This window comes from Sporolactobacillus putidus (genome assembly GCF_014647035.1).
Taxonomy (GTDB): domain Bacteria; phylum Bacillota; class Bacilli; order Bacillales; family Sporolactobacillaceae; genus Sporolactobacillus; species Sporolactobacillus putidus.
On record NZ_BMOK01000002.1, the window covers coordinates 257,299 to 274,087 of the forward strand.

The 16,789-nt window shown below is 46.1% G+C and carries 13 protein-coding genes; 6 read left to right on the plus strand and 7 right to left on the minus strand.

Annotation, left to right across the window (positions count from 1 at the left end):
* Positions 1-49 precede the first annotated feature (49 nt).
* The gene (locus tag IEX81_RS03490; protein WP_188801670.1) at positions 50-3,556 is read right to left on the minus strand and encodes a bifunctional glycosyltransferase/CDP-glycerol:glycerophosphate glycerophosphotransferase; all 3,507 of its coding nucleotides are present in this window, start codon (positions 3,554-3,556) and stop codon (positions 50-52) included.
* Positions 3,557-3,783: 227 nt separating this feature from the next.
* Here IEX81_RS03490 and IEX81_RS03495 point away from each other — a divergent pair, with 227 nt between their 5' ends.
* The 5 genes from IEX81_RS03495 to IEX81_RS03515 are packed head-to-tail and all read left to right on the plus strand — an operon-like array spanning position 3,784 to position 9,325.
* Positions 3,784-4,740, plus strand: a complete 957-nt coding sequence (locus IEX81_RS03495) for a glycosyltransferase family 2 protein (protein ID WP_188801671.1) — start codon at positions 3,784-3,786, stop codon at positions 4,738-4,740.
* A gap of 3 nt (positions 4,741-4,743) precedes the next feature.
* A complete protein-coding gene (locus IEX81_RS03500) occupies positions 4,744-6,552 on the plus strand; it encodes a DUF6020 family protein (protein WP_188801672.1) in 1,809 nt (602 codons plus the stop codon).
* Entirely contained in the window at positions 6,545-6,895 is a 351-nt protein-coding gene (locus tag IEX81_RS03505) for an EamA family transporter (protein ID WP_188801673.1), read from the plus strand. Before IEX81_RS03500 ends, IEX81_RS03505 begins: the two co-directional genes overlap by 8 nt.
* Complete coding sequence (locus tag IEX81_RS03510) at positions 6,892-7,221, plus strand: EamA family transporter (protein WP_188801674.1); 330 nt, start codon at positions 6,892-6,894, stop codon at positions 7,219-7,221. Before IEX81_RS03505 ends, IEX81_RS03510 begins: the two co-directional genes overlap by 4 nt.
* Before the next feature lie 52 nt (positions 7,222-7,273).
* Positions 7,274-9,325, plus strand: a complete 2,052-nt coding sequence (locus IEX81_RS03515) for a DUF6270 domain-containing protein (protein WP_188801675.1) — start codon at positions 7,274-7,276, stop codon at positions 9,323-9,325.
* 48 nt (positions 9,326-9,373) lie between these two features.
* On the opposite strand, the gene IEX81_RS03520 is transcribed toward IEX81_RS03515, so the two are convergent.
* The 4 genes from IEX81_RS03520 to galU form a co-directional block, all read right to left on the minus strand.
* The gene (locus IEX81_RS03520; RefSeq protein WP_188801676.1) at positions 9,374-9,796 is read right to left on the minus strand and encodes a GtrA family protein; all 423 of its coding nucleotides are present in this window, start codon (positions 9,794-9,796) and stop codon (positions 9,374-9,376) included.
* On the minus strand, positions 9,789-10,778 hold the full coding sequence (locus IEX81_RS03525; protein WP_188801677.1) for a glycosyltransferase family 2 protein: 990 nt from the start codon (positions 10,776-10,778) through the stop codon (positions 9,789-9,791). Before IEX81_RS03525 ends, IEX81_RS03520 begins: the two co-directional genes overlap by 8 nt.
* Before the next feature lie 130 nt (positions 10,779-10,908).
* Positions 10,909-12,294, minus strand: coding sequence for a glycosyltransferase family protein (locus IEX81_RS03530; protein ID WP_229727449.1), 1,386 nt, complete (start codon positions 12,292-12,294; stop codon positions 10,909-10,911).
* Positions 12,295-12,623: 329 nt separating this feature from the next.
* Positions 12,624-13,508, minus strand: a complete 885-nt coding sequence (gene galU, locus IEX81_RS03535) for a UTP--glucose-1-phosphate uridylyltransferase GalU (RefSeq protein ID WP_188801679.1) — start codon at positions 13,506-13,508, stop codon at positions 12,624-12,626.
* 568 nt (positions 13,509-14,076) lie between these two features.
* On the opposite strand from galU, the gene pfkB reads away from it, so the two are divergent.
* Positions 14,077-15,009: a 1-phosphofructokinase gene (gene pfkB, locus IEX81_RS03540; protein ID WP_188801680.1), complete on the plus strand. Its 933-nt coding sequence runs from the start codon at positions 14,077-14,079 to the stop codon at positions 15,007-15,009.
* Between the two features lie 68 nt (positions 15,010-15,077).
* Here the strand turns inward: pfkB and IEX81_RS03545 are convergent, their stop codons facing one another.
* Together IEX81_RS03545 and IEX81_RS03550 are read right to left on the minus strand one after the other, a co-directional pair.
* The gene (locus IEX81_RS03545) at positions 15,078-15,737 is read right to left on the minus strand and encodes a hypothetical protein (protein WP_188801681.1); all 660 of its coding nucleotides are present in this window, start codon (positions 15,735-15,737) and stop codon (positions 15,078-15,080) included.
* 117 nt (positions 15,738-15,854) lie between these two features.
* Positions 15,855-16,754, minus strand: coding sequence for an SDR family oxidoreductase (locus IEX81_RS03550; protein WP_188801791.1), 900 nt, complete (start codon positions 16,752-16,754; stop codon positions 15,855-15,857).
* Positions 16,755-16,789: the final 35 nt, after the last annotated feature.

The following is a 16,789-nucleotide window of genomic DNA, read 5'->3' on the forward strand; positions in this document are numbered from 1 at the left end:
ACATGAAAAATTCAATCTGCCCGTGAAAATCCGGCCGCGCCAGAATGGGTCATTTGTGAAACATGATCTTAAAACATTTCTCACTTGCGTCCCCGTGATCATATGAAGTAAACATGGATCTGAATGCCTCCAGTTTGCTGCCATAAGTTTCTTTGAACCGGTCAATGTTCTGAAGTTCATGGATCAATTCATCATTGGTCAGACAGACCGGACCGGGCGCTTTCTCGATGATATCAAAATACATGCCGCGTAAATCATCGCGATATTGATCCAGATCATAGGTAAACAAAATAATGGGCCGTTCAAGAATGGCGTAGTCGAACATGACGGATGAATAATCTGTGATTAAGACATCGGCAATCAAATAAAGATCCCTAATATCGTCATAAGAAGTTTCATTGAAAACAAAACCCGCTGTTTTCTCTTCATCAATATGCACAGCATCGGCAACGTAATGATGAAACTTGACGAGCAGAACATAGTCATCGCTGAATAATTGTTTCAGTCTCGACAGATTCATCTCCATTTTGAAATGGTTCTTTACGCGCCATGTCGGCGCATAGAAAATCACCTTTTTGCCCGCCGGTATACCCAGCCGTGCTTTAATCTCGAGGATTTTTTCGGGATGATTGTCATAGAACAATTTGTCATTTCTCGGATAGCCGGTCTCGATCACCTTGGCTTTGTGCGCAAAAGCCCGTTCCGCAATGTTTTTGACATAATCGCTTGGAACGCACAAATAATCCCAGCGTCTGTTCTTTGCCAGATACATCTCCATGTGTTTCCCAGGTCTTATTTCCCCTGGAACATCAAGTCCGAGAGTTTTCAGGGGCGTTCCGTGCATGGTCTGAAGCTCAACCGCATGCTTTCTTTTCTGATAAAAGTCCGGAAAGTTGACGTTATTGACAAAATATTTGGCTGTCCCCATATAGTAGTAGTATTTTAACGAATGCATTCTGACTTTTCTTGCATGCCCCTCAATATGCGTCAGAGGATCCCGCAAACTCCACACCGTTTTGTATTCCGGATAATTCGTATCGATATATTCATACAGCGCTCTTGGATTGCACTCAAAATTTTTGCCCCAGTAACTTTCAAAAATAACCGTTTTTTTCTTCATCGGCAGCAATCGGGCAACAGGATAGAAAAGTTTCCTCAGAACAGCGCGGCGTACCCTCCCCCGCTCTATCCATCCCCATTTTGCTTCAAGGTTGAGAGAAAGCAAATGCTCCTCAGTGTGCCTGAATTCATAAATCACATGATGGAACAGAACGGAAACCGGTTCCTTGAGCAGATGGTCGGAATAAATCGCGAAGTTTTGAGAAGGAGCCCCATCGTGCGGACCATCAGTCAGGAAAAGGCTGAAAGCCGTATGTTTCAAGTTTTCCGGGTTCATGTCTTGGCCCAGATCAATCCATCCTTCAAGAACCGGACGGCCAAATGAATCCGTATGATTCGTCTGATTGAGCGAAAAATGATGTGCCTCGCCCTGATCATTTGAGAGAAAGAGCAGCTTCATATTGGCCGTCTTCTCCTTCATGCGGCCAATCGGAAAGGGAGCCGCAACGGACATTTTGACCATCTTTTTATTAAAACCAGCCACTTCGAGCAGCTCGGCCCCATAATTTTGAACGAGAAGATACGTGTGTCCGCTGAGATGCGCTCTGACCGCCGCTTCGGCAAAACCGATGTCTCCAATTGTTTCATTGTCTTTTGACAGGACGACCGGACTTTTTGTCCCGTCCTTCATTGAAATGGAAACATCCCACTCGCCAAAGCTTTTTTCTTCTGAAAAAGTCCGAACCGGAACACCGATTTCAAACTGAGATTGTCCGGCTTTCAGAGGAAAACTGAGGCGCAGACCGCTCTTTTTATGTTTGATGCTCAGGCTGTCTGCATGATCAGGATCGGAAACACGGCCGAGAAGATGGATTTCGGTCCGGTCGATGGCAACATTTTTGATGACGTTGTCTATTTTTTCCTTGATAAGGTGCAAATCCCAGTTGCCGCTGTATGCCGTATGAATGACCTGCCTGGCATCGCTGACAAAGTCCGCCCGCGCCTTGATCCCTCCTACAGGAGACCCGACCAGAAATGTACGTGTCAGCCCGCCCGCCTGTATTTTTCCTTCGATCACATAACTGCCGTAAGGAATCTGATCAAATGGAGCAGTGTCGAATGGAATGGACAGAGTAAAACCGGACCAGTTGTAGTTATACACAAACTTAAAAGGCATATATTTTTTTTTCGCTAAAACCCCGTACATGATTGTATTCGACAGGCATCGTCTCATTCCAGTCTGCTCAATCGGCAGCCTGAAACCGGTCTCTTCATTCACCAGGGAAAATTCCATCTTTACGTCCGATCGATGAGGGACATCGATCTTTTCAATGTAACCGTACCCTTCAACAGTCAGCTGCCGCCCCTGCCAGAACACTTTGCGTGTTTTCCGCTTCACCTGCAGGTTGTCGTCGATCATAAGCACCGTCTGCGGCACCTGCTCATGATACAGATAGTTCGCATAGTAATGACCGTCATGACGCACGATTTTGCACCGACTCATCTCGCCGCTTCGCTGATAGCCGAGCAGACGAAGCACTCTCTGTTTGTCCTTTTTTTTCACAAAAAAATACTTCATCCGGTCGATCGGCCAGAGCTGAAGCAAACTTTCTTCAGGAACGGTTTGCAGATAGCGGGACACTCGCTCCAAGTACAAATCGATATAAGTATCATCCGCTTCATCCAGTTTGTCCAAATATAATAATAAATCGGTATTTAAAATTTTATAATCTTTCGCAGCTTTCAGTCCGCCTTCAATACGATGTTCCTCGAAAAAAGTGTTCAGCAGGTCCACCGCTTTTAAACGGTCCGTCAGATTTCTGATATCCGTTCGATTCTGTGTGATCGACTGATCGCCGAAATCCCGTGAGCGCCAGTAATAGACGATATCATCCAGAACGTCTACCGAATTCGCCAGATAATGGGCGGGAAAAGTCACCGGAATATCCTCATAAAGCATGTGCTCCGGAAAAGACAGGCGGTGTCCCTCCCAAAACGACCTTCGATACAGTTTGTTCCAGGCGGTTGTATCGTAAATGAGTTCATGGTCTCTTGTAATATGCGCCTTCAGCTTTTTCCTTGAGAAGACTTTCTGGTGAAGAACCGAAGGAAATTCTTTGAATGAATTGAAACGGACAACGTTCCCGATGACCATGTCCGAATGGGTTTCTTCAACCAGAGCGTACATTTTTTCGTAGGCTTCCGGATCCACAATATCGTCTGAATCGACGAAAGCAATGTATTCGCCCTTTGCAAACTGCAGCCCGAAATTTCTTGCCTGGCCGAGACCCCCGTTCGGTTTGTCATATGCAAAAAAATGGGCGTGCTCGCTCGCGTAGCGGTGCATGATCTTACCGCTCCTGTCCGTTGAACCGTCATTAACCATAATGACCTCGAAATCCTTGAAAGTCTGCTTGTCCAAAGAATCCAGGCAGTCCTCCAAATAGCGCTGCACATTATATATTGGAACGATAACGCTGATTTTCGGCACTTTCATGTCGACAAAAACCTCTTTCTCTATAAAAATAATTCCTCCACACTTGAATCTGTATCCCGGATTAAGCGGATAAAGCCGAAATTGATTTTATGATCACTATTCGTTATTATAAATCAACATCCGGCCTCCCACAAACAGAATTAAAAATATACATATTTTGTATGCCTGTTAATGATATAATCTATAATGATTAACTGGGAAGCTAGTATGGACGAGGAGTGTAGACGATGAATATTGCTGTGCTGATTCCTTGCTACAACGAGGAACTGACGATCGGCAAGGTGATTGGTGACTTTAAGCGGGAGCTCCCTGAGGCGGATCTCTATGTTTATGACAATAACTCGACAGATAAAACAAGTGAAATCGCGAGAGAGAGCGGAGCCATTGTTGTTGAAGAATATCGCCAGGGAAAAGGCAACGTGGTTCGTTCGATGTTTTTCGATATTGATGCGGATTATTACGTCATGGTTGACGGAGATGACACTTATCCCGCCGAAGCTGTACACGAATTGATTGAGCCGCTGATCAGCGGCAGGGCCGATATGACGATCGGCGACCGGCTGTCTAACGGAACTTATGAAAATGAAAACAAAAGAGCCTTTCATAATTTCGGCAACACACTGGTCAAAAGCCTGATCAACAGACTCTATCAAAGCCGTATCAACGACATTATGACCGGTTACCGCGGATTCAACAGACTGTTTGTCCGCTCATTCCCCGTAACGAGCACCGGGTTTGAAATAGAGACAGAACTGAGTATTCACTCGCTTGATAAACGTTTTAAAATTGAGGAAATTCCGATCGACTATCGTGACCGCCCAAGCGGGAGCGAATCGAAATTAAATACATTCAGCGACGGCATCAAAGTGATAAAAACCATTTTTACACTTTTCAAAGATTATAAACCGCTGGAATTTTTCTCAATCTGGGCCGCTCTGCTTGCGGTTCTAAGTTTAGTTGCCGGAATTCCCGTCATCGCTGAGTTCGTCAGGTTCCATTACATCTACAAAGTTCCTTCCGCCGTTCTGGCCGTGGGACTGATGCTCATGGCCATGCTTTCGCTTGTCTGCGGACTCGTACTGGATACCGTCGTAAGCAATGCCAGAAAACAGTACGAAATGGAACTGCACCGCATCTACGATTTACTCAGAACCGAACATCAATTAGAAAAGAGCAGGTCATAATCGATGAATAAGCAAACGCTGCTCCAATTCGCTGCCAGTCTGATTGCCGGCGTGATTATCGGAACGGGATTTTCGTTCCTTTCGCATCCGGCAGGGCAGATCTCTCCATCCTTTGTGATTTTGTCTGCCGTAATCGGGAGTTTTCTCAGCTTCGGTGTGGTCAGTAACGTTTTTTTTAAACCCTACAGGCTGTTGAGCAAGAAGATGAAGGGGTATTCTTTTCTATTCCTCCTTCTGCTTGCCGGCGCTCTGACTGCGGCATTGAAAGTGCCCCATTTCTATTTATCAGATTATGGTCTCCTTGTAACGGCCGCTGTTTACGGCGCAGCTTTCCTGTTTCTTTTATTCCTGCTTCTTGCGATCGTACGGCTGACCATGATGCTTCCTCGGCCTGATAAAGCCTCCGCACCTTCGAGGTGGTCTGTGCTTCTCTATTCCGGCCTGCCGGTTGCGCTGTCTCTGCTCTATCTCTGGGCTTTCTTTCCCGGCATTCTGATGACGGATTCAATCAATCAGTGGCAGCAGGCACATTCCACGTTTTTCAACGACTGGCACCCCGTGATGATGACCTGGATCATCCTCCTCACAACCAAAATATGGGATAATCCTGCGGCCTTTGTCATTCTGCAGCTTATAACCGCCGGCTTGATCACCGGGTACGTCATTTATGCATTTAGAAAAATGGGCGTCAACAGATGGCTGATTACCGCCGGATGGCTTTTTCTTGTTTTTTTCCCGCTTAACGCGCTCTATTCGGTGATCATATGGAAAGATACGCTGTTCTGTTATTTTCTTCTTCTGCTGACGACCGCGCTGATACAGATCATCCGCTCTGAAGGAAAGTGGCTCAAATCTTATGTTCATCTTTTCATTCTTTATCTTGCGATAGCGGGCATGATTTTTTTCCGCCACAATGGCTGGCCGGTACTTCTGGCTCTATTTGTCATCTTTCCGTTTTTTTTCCGGAAAAATTATCTGCGGATGTACGCCGTTTTTATGGCGGCGGCCGTTACTTTCCTGATCGTGACGGGTCCCGTTTTCAGCTATTTCAAGGTGTTTCCCGCGGACAAACTTGAATCTCTTGCCATACCCGTTCAGCAGATCGGCGGTATTATTAAAGACAACGGAAAGATGACCGCGGCGCAGAAACACTATTTCAGCCATATTTTTCCATTGAACCGCTGGGAAAAAACATATGATCCGACGCAGGTTGATCCAGTTAAGTTTTCTCCAGAATTCAATAAAAGTTACATTAGACAAAATCTATCCGGATTCGCAGTGAACTGGTTCGCAATCGTCCGTCAAAACCCCGCTGCGGCTACAAAGGCTTTTTTTAATATGGAACAGCTTGTTTACAAGCTTAATATTCCGCAAAACCAGATGCGTCCGATTTTCCGATACAAAGCGTTCAAGAGCTTCCGCCCGGTTTATTTCCTGTCTGCAAAAACGGTAAAACAATATCATATTCATTACAAGACATTCTATTATTCCGAGTACGGCACGCAGTACGCAAATACAGGGCTGGCCTCAATCATTGAGCGGTACAATTCCTTCTTTCTTAATGGAATGGCAAGGGTGCTCGTGCTTCCAGCTCTCTACCTCTACCTGACTCTATTATTATTGTTCGTCATCGTATTGAAAGGTCAGTGGAAACTGGCTCTCGCGGCTTTGCCAGCCGTACTCAACCTGGGAACCATTTTTGCGGCCATTCCCGCACAGGACCCGCGCTATCTGTTCAGCAACTACCTGATTATCCTGCCGTTTTTCTTACTGATCCCCCTGATCGGCGGAAAGAGTGAAAAACATGCTTAGAGAGATGCTGGATTCCCTTTCAAGAAACCGCACAGGTATCATGCTCATTATCACGGCGGCGTTGTCGACAGCCGTCGGGCAGATGCTTTGGAAACTATCGCAGCATTTTCCTGATGCCTATCTCATTGTTGGGTTCTTCTTTTATTTTTGCGGGGCTGTTCTGATGATTGTTGCTTTTCGATTCGGCGATCTTTCGTTGCTTCATCCTTTGCTTAGTGTCGGTTACATCTTTTCAATCATTCTCGGCAGCTTTTTTCTCGGGGAGAAGCTGTCGATTGTGCAGATTTCAGGCATTATGATTATTTTTGCCGGTGCTTCCCTGATCGGGGGCGGCGACAAATGACAGAAGCCTTTTTGTTGATTTCCATGACCCTCCTTGGTTCGTTGGGAGGCTTTTTCTTCAAGCGCTGCACATCGCGCGGGCTCAGTCTTTCACTTTACTTTGCCGTCAATCTCGGGATCGGCGGCGCGTTTTATGTTGCCGGCGCTATGCTCAATATTTGGCTATTGAAACTGCTTCCTTACACGATTGTTTACCCGCTGACCGCCGTCACTTATATCTGGACGCTTGTCTTTTCTTACTTCTTTCTGTCTGAAAAAATCAGCAAGAGAAAAATGTTCGGCGTTTTTCTGATTATTTTGGGCGCTTGTCTGCTTGTAGTAAAATGAAAGAGGTACAATCAACAATAGTCAACAATTTCGCGAAAAGAGTGATGGACTTTTGACTGCGTTCCTTTCCCGATTAAAAATTTCTTCCAAAAATCAAACCGTTCTGCTTGAAGGCAGATGCGATAAAAACACGGTTGCGGGTTCCCTGCTGCTTGAAGAGCGCATCAAGGGAAATGATTTATTTATTCCGCGAGACTTGCGCATCCCTTGCAAGATGAAGCACGGTGTTTTCAGAGCTGATTTTGATCTTTCGCTGCTTTCCGATCTGGAAAGCAGCACGGATCTATGGGATTGTTATTTCGTCGGCGAAGGTGAGAAACAGAACATCGTTTTTTCCCAAAAGGGTGAAGACAAATATCCGGCGTCAACCGGTTGTCTGTCGATCGTCTTTTACAAAAACGCGAGTCTGAATCTCTCGATCTCCGTTAGAAAAAACGGAGCTAATGGGGCGAGTCTACACACGATGGCAGGGAATTCAGGCATCTATCAGCTGAGCGGAGAACTGGCCGGGATAAACAGAAGATCATTTCAGCACGCTTATCTTGCCATCAGAAGAAGAGACAATAAAAATTCGATCCAGTACAAATATGAGACAACCTTACCGCTTGTTTTTCATTCTGATCATCACTGGGCCGTAAGCATACATAAACAGTCCGTTTTCCCTGATTCCTCAATTGCCCATGAAGAAGTATGGGATTTATTTGTCAAGCTAGAAAACGATTCGAATGATTGTTCGCTCTATCTTCCGCTTAGAAACAAGGCAACGTTTGACGACGATTATTCGGTTATCGATCGGAATGTTTTCTATCAGGCGAAATTTTATATCAATAAAAAAGGCTGTATCGGCCTGTGGGTGAAAAGAATTCCCCGCTATTTTGAATTAAAAAACCTGACATTCGACGATGACGGGCAGTTAAACGTTCTATGCAAAAGACTGCAACATGAAAAGATCATCGGAGCGAGGCTGGAGATCAGCACTGAAAAATGGACCGAACGTTTCAGCGGTTTCTCCTTGGAAGGTTCCGTCGAAGAAGGAATGACGGCGACCCGCCTCACTTTTCCGGCCGGACACCTGAATGCTCTCTATAAGATCGAAAAAGACGACCGGTTTATGGTCATGATCCGGATTGAAGATCTTATGACGCGGGTTCAAACATGGATGCCATTGTTCATCGATGGCGAGCCTGTTATCAGAACGCGCAAACTGGACCTGACCCAAGAGCTCGCTGCCGCCGTCAAACTGACACGGCAGCGTGGAATGGACGTGATCATTGCGGATCGCGTCTCAACAACCTTTCATCACAAGGGTCCGGTGAATCTGGCTATTCTAGGAACGTGTTATACACGCGGGGCTTTTAATTCGAGTCCCTACTTTAATCCCGGTTACAAGGAAAAGTATACGATCACGTTTACACAGTTTCACTCAAGCATCCCCAGTCTGATGAGCCGGCCTGTTTCTTTCCCGGAAAACTTTTTCGATGACAAAAAACCTATAGAAAAAGATTATCTGGCCTGTGATTTTGAAAAGCTCTTTTTTGACAGGCTGTCCGAAACAAAGGCTGATTATTTTCTTTTTGATCTCTATCCGGATGCCGTCCGCGATCTGGTCGTTTATGACGATCAGCACATGATCACAGGCAGCTTTTACTTAAGAAACCGCGCGTTTCTGCAGTCGCTGGCCGGAAAAGCCCGTTTCATTTCTCATGATGATGAAAAGGAATTTTTAAACTACTGGTGCCCGGCAGCCGACGCTTTTGCCGACAAAATCGTTCAGTTCTTTCCTCAGGAGCGGATCGTTCTGCAGAAGGCGCGAATGATCAATCGTTACTTCGATAAGAATCATCAAATTAAATATTTTGACGATCAGCTGGATCTTGTGAAAAGAAGTAATATGTACTTTCAGTTTATGGAGTCCTACCTTCTGCACCGTCTGCCGCACATTCACACAATCGATCTGAATCATTACGGGTATATCGGCAGGTTCGACCACCCCTACGGACAGTCAACCAATCATTATGAACCCGACTATTACCGAAAACTGATTCAGGAACTTGATAAGATTGTCACCGGACAGGATCAAACGGAGAACAGCCGAAAAAACTAAAAAGAGAGACACCCCCTGCCATCAGAACAAAGGCAGGGGCGTCTCTTTTTATGCCTTAAACACCCAGAACTTGCTAAGAATAAAGTTGAACACCAGTCCGACCAGTGTACTGACCAGTTTATTGACATAGAGAGGCAGGAAAAGCAGGCCGTGCATCACAAAAAGTGTCATCAGCAGGACCGCCAGATTAAGGATCGTGAATCTGATGAAACGCGATTTGGTCCTGACTGAACCCGAAAAGGTGAATCTGGAGTTCAGAAAATAACTATTCAGCATGCCTGCTCCGTAAGAAAGTATCTGCGCAAACACGTAAAACACAAATAGAAAGTGCGTCAGCAGTACAAAAACGATAAAATCAACCGCGGTATTCAATACGCCTACAGTTCCGAACACGGCGGCCTGTTTGACCCAACGCAGCTGGGCCTGAAGTCCTGCGCGTTCCTCCGGTGATCGTGATTGAGTTTCATTCATGGCCGACCGTTTCCTTTATTTTCAATTCGTCCATGGTGCTGATTTCCACCGAATATCTCGGACGTCTCTTCGTCTCCTTAAATATTTTCCCGATATACTCGCCGATGACGCCGATCGCAATAAGCTGCATGCCTCCAACGATCCAAATGGACAAAATCAGAGATGTCCAGCCGCTGATCGTATGGTCGAGCAGCCAGACGGCAATTGAGTAGACGGCGATGCCGGCACCGATCATCACTAAGAAAAAACCAAGCCAGGTCACCATTTTTATCGGAACAATACTGAATGAAGTCACGCCGTCGATTGCAAAAGCGATCATTTTTTTTAAAGGATATTTCGATTCGCCGGCAAACCGCTCTTTGCGATTATAATAAACCCTGGCCGTTTTAAACCCTAAGAGGGGAATGATGCCGCGAAGAAAAATATTTTCTTCCTTGTATTTCTCAAACTCGAGAATCGCCCTCTTGCTCATCAGCCTGTAGTCTGCATGATTGGGAACAAGTTTAACGCCCATTTTATTCATCAGTCCGTAAAAAGCAAGCGCCGTGTTTCGCTTAAAGAAAGTATCCGTTTCGCGTTTGTCCCGGACACCATAGACAATGTCGCAGCCTTCGTGATACTTATCTATGAATTCATAAATCGCGTGGACGTCATCCTGAAGATCGGCATCAATGGAAATGACGCAGTCGGAAAATTTGCCCGCCGTTTCGATTCCGGCAACAAGCGCACCTTGGTGGCCGAAGTTTCTGCTGAGTTTCAGGCCCTGCACAAAAGGGTTTATTTTGGTCTTTTGTTCGATAATTGCCCATGTCCTGTCTTTGCTTCCATCGTCAACAAAGAGAATGACGCTGTCCGGCCTAATTCTTTCTTCCGTGACCAGATTGCTCATGATTTCCGTAAGCTCTTTTGTTGTTTCATCAAGAACTGCCTCTTCATTGCAGCATGGAACGACAATGGACAACAGCGGTAATTCTTTTCTCACGATTAAACACTCCTACTTTAATTATAACCATTGTTTCGTCATAACAAGAAAAAATATAATGATCCATTAAAAAAATTTTCAGATTGTCCAAATGGTACTTCCAAGATACTACCTGCCATCCGTTCGCGTGTCAATTCTTTTTGAATAAAATATAGCGGTAAGTCCTGCCGCTCATCTTTTGAAGCTGCTCTGCAGCCACATGATACACTTTGTAAATACCGGGGATTTTCAATCGACCCGCCTTGGCGCTTTCCTGCGCTCTGACAACGACGAATTGCGTTTTTCCCTCTCGGATATAACGGTTTTGCTCATCCATATTTTCAGGATAGATTTTATACTCAATATTCTGTTTCTCAAAGTAACGCGTGCTCGGAACGATGTTGGAAGCAAGATAGAACCCTCCGTCCAAAAAACCGTAGTTCAGCAGTGTGGGATGCCGTTCCCGGTTAATAATTGCCGCAAAGTTCTTCTGGACTGAGGGTTTCCTGACAAAAAACTTCGATGCCTGAATATTTGTGTTGTAACCAAAACATATGAAAAAAGCCGTGACAGCGAAAATGATGGGCGTCAGCCATTTATTTTCCCTGATTATATTATTGGCCCAAGTGCGCCCTGAATCCTGCAACAATCCTCCGATCGCAATAAGACCGAACAGCGCGAGCGGCGTGATGATCAGAAAATAATAGACATATTGTCTTCCGCCTACATAAACGCCGAGAATCAAACCGGCAGCAAAGCAAAAAAAGGTCCATTTTTCCTCCATAGACCGAAAGTATCTCCAGGTGAACAAGAAAAAAGTCATTCCTGTCAAAATCATGACTTCGCTGACTAAATTGTGACCGAGCGCTGTTCCGACAGCCAGTGCGCAATTAATTAGTTTAGCCGGAACGCTCAGCTGCGACGAATAGGCGGACATATTAAATTTAAAATAAACGCCGAACAGCGCCTGAATTCCGTGATTGACTCCGAAATAAACAAACCAAGGCAAGCTGGCCAGGGCGAGCCCCACAAAAGTATACAGCGCGGCGTGCACCAGTTCTCGCCATTTTCTTTTTCCCGAATAGACAAGCAGAACAATCAGGTAGAAACCCATCCACCCGCCAAGCAGCGTGAACTTAATCCAAAGGACACAGCCAAGGGTCAGTCCGCTGACTAAATAAAAAACTTTGCTGAATGGTTTTCCGTGACACAATTTGAAATGTTTCAGCATCAAGTATAAAAAGAACAAGACTAACGGGATCGCAAACTCTTCGGCGCTGCCCCCATAGTAAAATGCCGACCGATTGAGGATCAGTAATGGAAATAGCAATGAGATGAGCGCCGATGGCATCCTGTTTAAGTAGAGACAGGCAGTCTTGAACGCGAGCAGAATGTTGAAAAACATGGCCAGGCTCTCAAGCAGATAGACGCCGAAAAAACTAGTATGCGACATCAAATAAGCCAGTTCGTATATTGTGTAGAGTAGCGGCCCCTTTTGTTCGAAAAGATCTTTATACGGTACAAGCCCGTAGGCCATTCCCTTTCCCACCGTAAAAAAAGCATTCGCGTCATCCCAATTATTGAGAGCAAATAAGGGGGAGGATTGTGTAAAAAAAAGCATGATAAAAAAAGCGTACAAAAATAAAAAGCCGATTATACCCCCCTGTGTCTCTAATTCATTAATGCTTCCATGAAAAGACTTTCCGCTGTTTTTGAGGAACATTGATCGTACACACACTCTCTTAAGATTTATCGTGTCCTTAACGCGCTGAAGCCGTTCTGCAGTCAACCGGCTGTATTATATATTGAACAAGGCCGATGTTGCCACCAGCCTTCGTTGTCATTTCTTTTATTTTAGAACAGCGCTCACAACTGCTCATTAATCAGTCTTTTGTGAAGACCATCCAAGTAGCGGAGCATATTGTCCCGAAGATCTTCACGCGAGAGCGCCATTTCAATGTTGGACTCAATAAATCCCAGTGTTTCACCGACGTCATAACGTTTGCCTTCATAAGCGTATCCGTATACTTTTTCAATTTCGTTCAGCTTGGCAATCGCATCAGTCAGCTGGATTTCTCCGCCCGACCCAATTTGCTGTTTATCGAGAAAACCGAAGATGGCCGGCGTCAGTATGTAGCGGCCAATGATTGCCACGTCGGAAGGAGCTTCTTCGACAGCCGGCTTCTCAACGAATCCGCGGATATCATACAATCTGCCCTTCTGCGCAGCCGGATCGATGATACCGTAGCGATTGGTCTCATTTTTCGGGACTTTTTTCACCGCAACAATACTTGACTGGACTTGATCAAACTGATCCGTCATCTGTTTCAGGCACGGAGGATCGTTCTGGATAATGTCGTCGCCAAGCAACACGGCAAACGGTTCATTTCCGATAAACTTTCTTGCACACCAGATCGCATGGCCCAATCCGCGCGGTTCCTTCTGCCGGATATAATAAATGTCGACTTTAGCCGGCTGGCGAACTTTCTCAAGCAGATTATATTTTTGTTTGCTGATCAGATTTTCTTCAAGCTCGAATGCGTTATCGAAGTGGTCTTCAATCGCACGTTTTCCTTTGCCTGTAACAATAATGATGTCTTCGATGCCCGAATGAACCGCTTCTTCGACAATGTACTGAATCGTCGGTTTATCAACGATCGGCAGCATTTCTTTAGGCATCGCTTTCGTTGCCGGCAGGAACCGGGTTCCAAGCCCTGCGGCCGGGATTATCGCTTTTCGTACTCTTTGCATGTCCCTTCACACCCCTGACTATGTCCTTTGAAACAGTTATCCTCTTTTGCCGGCTGCTCAAAGATCTGAAAGAAAATGTCAAATCCGGTTCAGCGCGAGGGAAAAACCGCAGAGGTTTTGCATCCCTGGCGTAACTCGGCCGGCAATAGTAGTATACCTTATTTCGGACGTCCCTTACTATAATAATGGGAAAGTTTTCATATGGAATTTTTCACCCTTTTCAGACACCTAATCATAAGTTCTGACAATCAGCGCATTCGGTAAAATACATGGATATGATCCAGCTTCAGCGTCCCGGCCGTTCATTTTTTCTTATAAAAATTTTGGCCGCGGTTCAGCCATACAGCTGACCGGTTTCTCTCCGGAACAAGCGAGTCATGACCGAAAATGAATGCCGGCGTTTTCAAGACATAGAAAAGCAGCCGTTTCTCGGAACTTGTTCAGTAAAATTTCCAAAATCGTCAATGAACAGGAACACGTGGGGGAAAAATGAAGCGGAAGGAAACTAATAAACAGCAGGTAAAATTTTTTAACGGCTTTTGAACATTTCAACGGGATTGGAGATAAAATGATAACGACTTTAACACTGAACCCATCACTTGACAAGCTTCTTGAAACCGATGAAATCAAGGTCGGGGAAACGAACCGGACACGCGTATTGTCACTTTCTGCGGCCGGAAAAGGCATCGACGTTGCAAAAGTGCTTCGGGATCTGGGCTGTGCTGTCAGTGCGACTGGATTCCTTGGCGGTGATGTCGCCGATCTGTTTGTTCGCAGCTTCGAAGAAGAAAAAATCGAAAACTGCTTCGTCCCCATCCGCGAATCCACCCGGACCAACATTCAGCTTTTCGAGAAAAACGGAAGGCGGACGGAATTGCTTGAGAAAGGTCCATCCGTCAGTGAAGAGGAACGTGCCTCTTTAATTGAGAAATTTAAACATCTGGCGGAAAACAGTGCCGCCGTCACGATTTGCGGCAGCGTTCCCGGGGGGATAAGCGAAGATTATTTTCGCGAACTCATACGTTCGGCAAAGCTGCCCGGTGGATTTGTGATCGTGGATACCTCCGGAGTCTGGCTGAAGAGCGCGGTTGAAGAAAAGCCCGATCTCATCAAGCCAAACAGAATTGAGATGCTCGGGCTGATGGGAAGGGAACAGGCGGGTGATGACGAAATTATCGCGTTTGCCCGGAAAGTCGTCAATGACGGCATTCATTATGTACTCGTTTCTCTAGGAGGGGACGGAGCGATTCTGATTTGCAGCAAAGGGGTCTGGCGCGGAAAAGTTCCGGATGTTCCGGTCAAGAGCACATTGGGCTGCGGGGATTCGATGGTCGCATCTCTTACCGTATCGCTCATCGAGAAACATCCGCCCGAAACGATGCTGCTTCACTCAATCGCTCTTTCAGCCGCTAATGCGATGACCTTTGACACCGCGCATATTCATTTGAATGATTACAAAAAGCTGCTGACTGAGTGCTCGGTTGAAAAGATCGACGGCTGAGCAGGATCACGGCTTTCCCCCAAAAATGAACAGAAGCAGGCATCTGCCTGCTTCTGTTCATTTTTTCATCAACTGTGTCTGTCTTTTAGTAAAGATTGCCCTTTAAGTGCATCAAGGGCAAACGCCGACCAGCTTTCCAGCCGTTCATAAATCCCGGGATCGGCAAGCTCATCCATGTTCATCCACTTGCCTTCCAGTTTTTCTTTTTCATGAACGGCAATCTTCGCCGATACGGGCAGGTCGATGACAACCAAAATGCCGACATGTACGCGGCCGACTTCAGCGGCATCGTCATTAATCAGACCAATCGTCCGGAATTCCAGTTTTCCGGTGTCCCGGATCTCCAGTTCCTCATTCAGTTCCCTTGTCAGATTATCCAAAAAAACTTTTTTGAAATGAGACGCCCCACCGACCTGATTCATGTGGCCCCCCACTCCAAGGGAAATCTTGCCGTGGAGACGCGATTCACCGCCTCCGCCAAGCCGCTTGTATGTAAAAAACTGAGTTCCTTTGCGCAGAACGGCATAGGGTATCGGCTGCTTATATTCCGGATCTTCTTCCGCATCGCCGCGGCGCATGATTTTGTAGCTCTCGGCCATTCTCTTCTCAATAATTTCAATTTTTTCCGGTTTTGTCTCCATTCCCTGAAACGTCAGATCATGTCCTGTCCCGGTGCCGAAAAGAATATCTCTTTTGACTACGATAATTGGTTCATCCATTTTCCCCATTTTAATCCCCCAAATAAAACGTTCTCTAGTTAGAGTGATCGAAGTTTGAATCATTGTCAAGGCGTTTGAATAAAATGAACAAACCGGTCCCGTTAGACCCGCTTGTTCATGCGTTTATCATGATTCAACCATTTCTCCTCCCCCGACGTGAAGCACCTGCCCGGAAACATAGCCTGAATCGTCGGAAGCAAGATAAACAAAGGCGGGAGCCAGTTCAAACGGCTGCCCTGCCCGTTTCATCGGCACCTCGGTTCCGAAAGTTTCCACGTTCTCGGGTGCAAAAGTCGCCGGAATCAGAGGTGTCCAGATCGGGCCCGGTGCAACGGCATTTACCCGGATACCCTGCTCGATCACATTTAGCGACAGAGCGCGGGTGAATGAGACGATCGCCCCTTTCGTCGCCGAATAGTCAATCAGGTTTTTTGAACCGCGGTACGCAGTGACTGAGGCCGTATTGATAATCGAGCTCCCCGGTTTCAGATGAGTGAGGGCTTCTCTTGTTAAGTAAAAGAAGGAAAAAATGTTTGTCTGAAACGTGGTCAAAAGCTGTTCGTCACTGATTTCAAGCAGGCTCTTTTTGACAAACTGCACGCCACAATTGTTTACAATAATATCCAGTCTCCCGAATTTATTGATCGTCCGGGCGACCGCCAGTTTGGAAGACTGCGAATTTCTTAAGTCCGCGCGAATAAGGAGGCACTCGCTTCCTAGCGCTTCAATACGCCGCTTCGTCCAATCGGCATCCTGGTCTTCGTCCAAGTAAACAATGGACAGTCGTGCGCCTTCCTTGGCAAAAGCCAGGGCAACCGCACGACCGATTCCACTGTCCCCTCCCGATATTATGGCGACTTTCCCGGTGAGTTTTCCGCTTCCTTTATAGTCCGGACTTTCCGAAATCGGCAGTGGGTTCATCACATATTCGAACCCGGGCTGGCGATCCTGATGCTGCGGCGGGAACGTCAGAATCTGCTCTTTTGTAACCATCTTTTTCCCAAACAATGGATAATAGGGATACATTTTAACCATCCTTTCCTCAATCTACAACGGTTGTC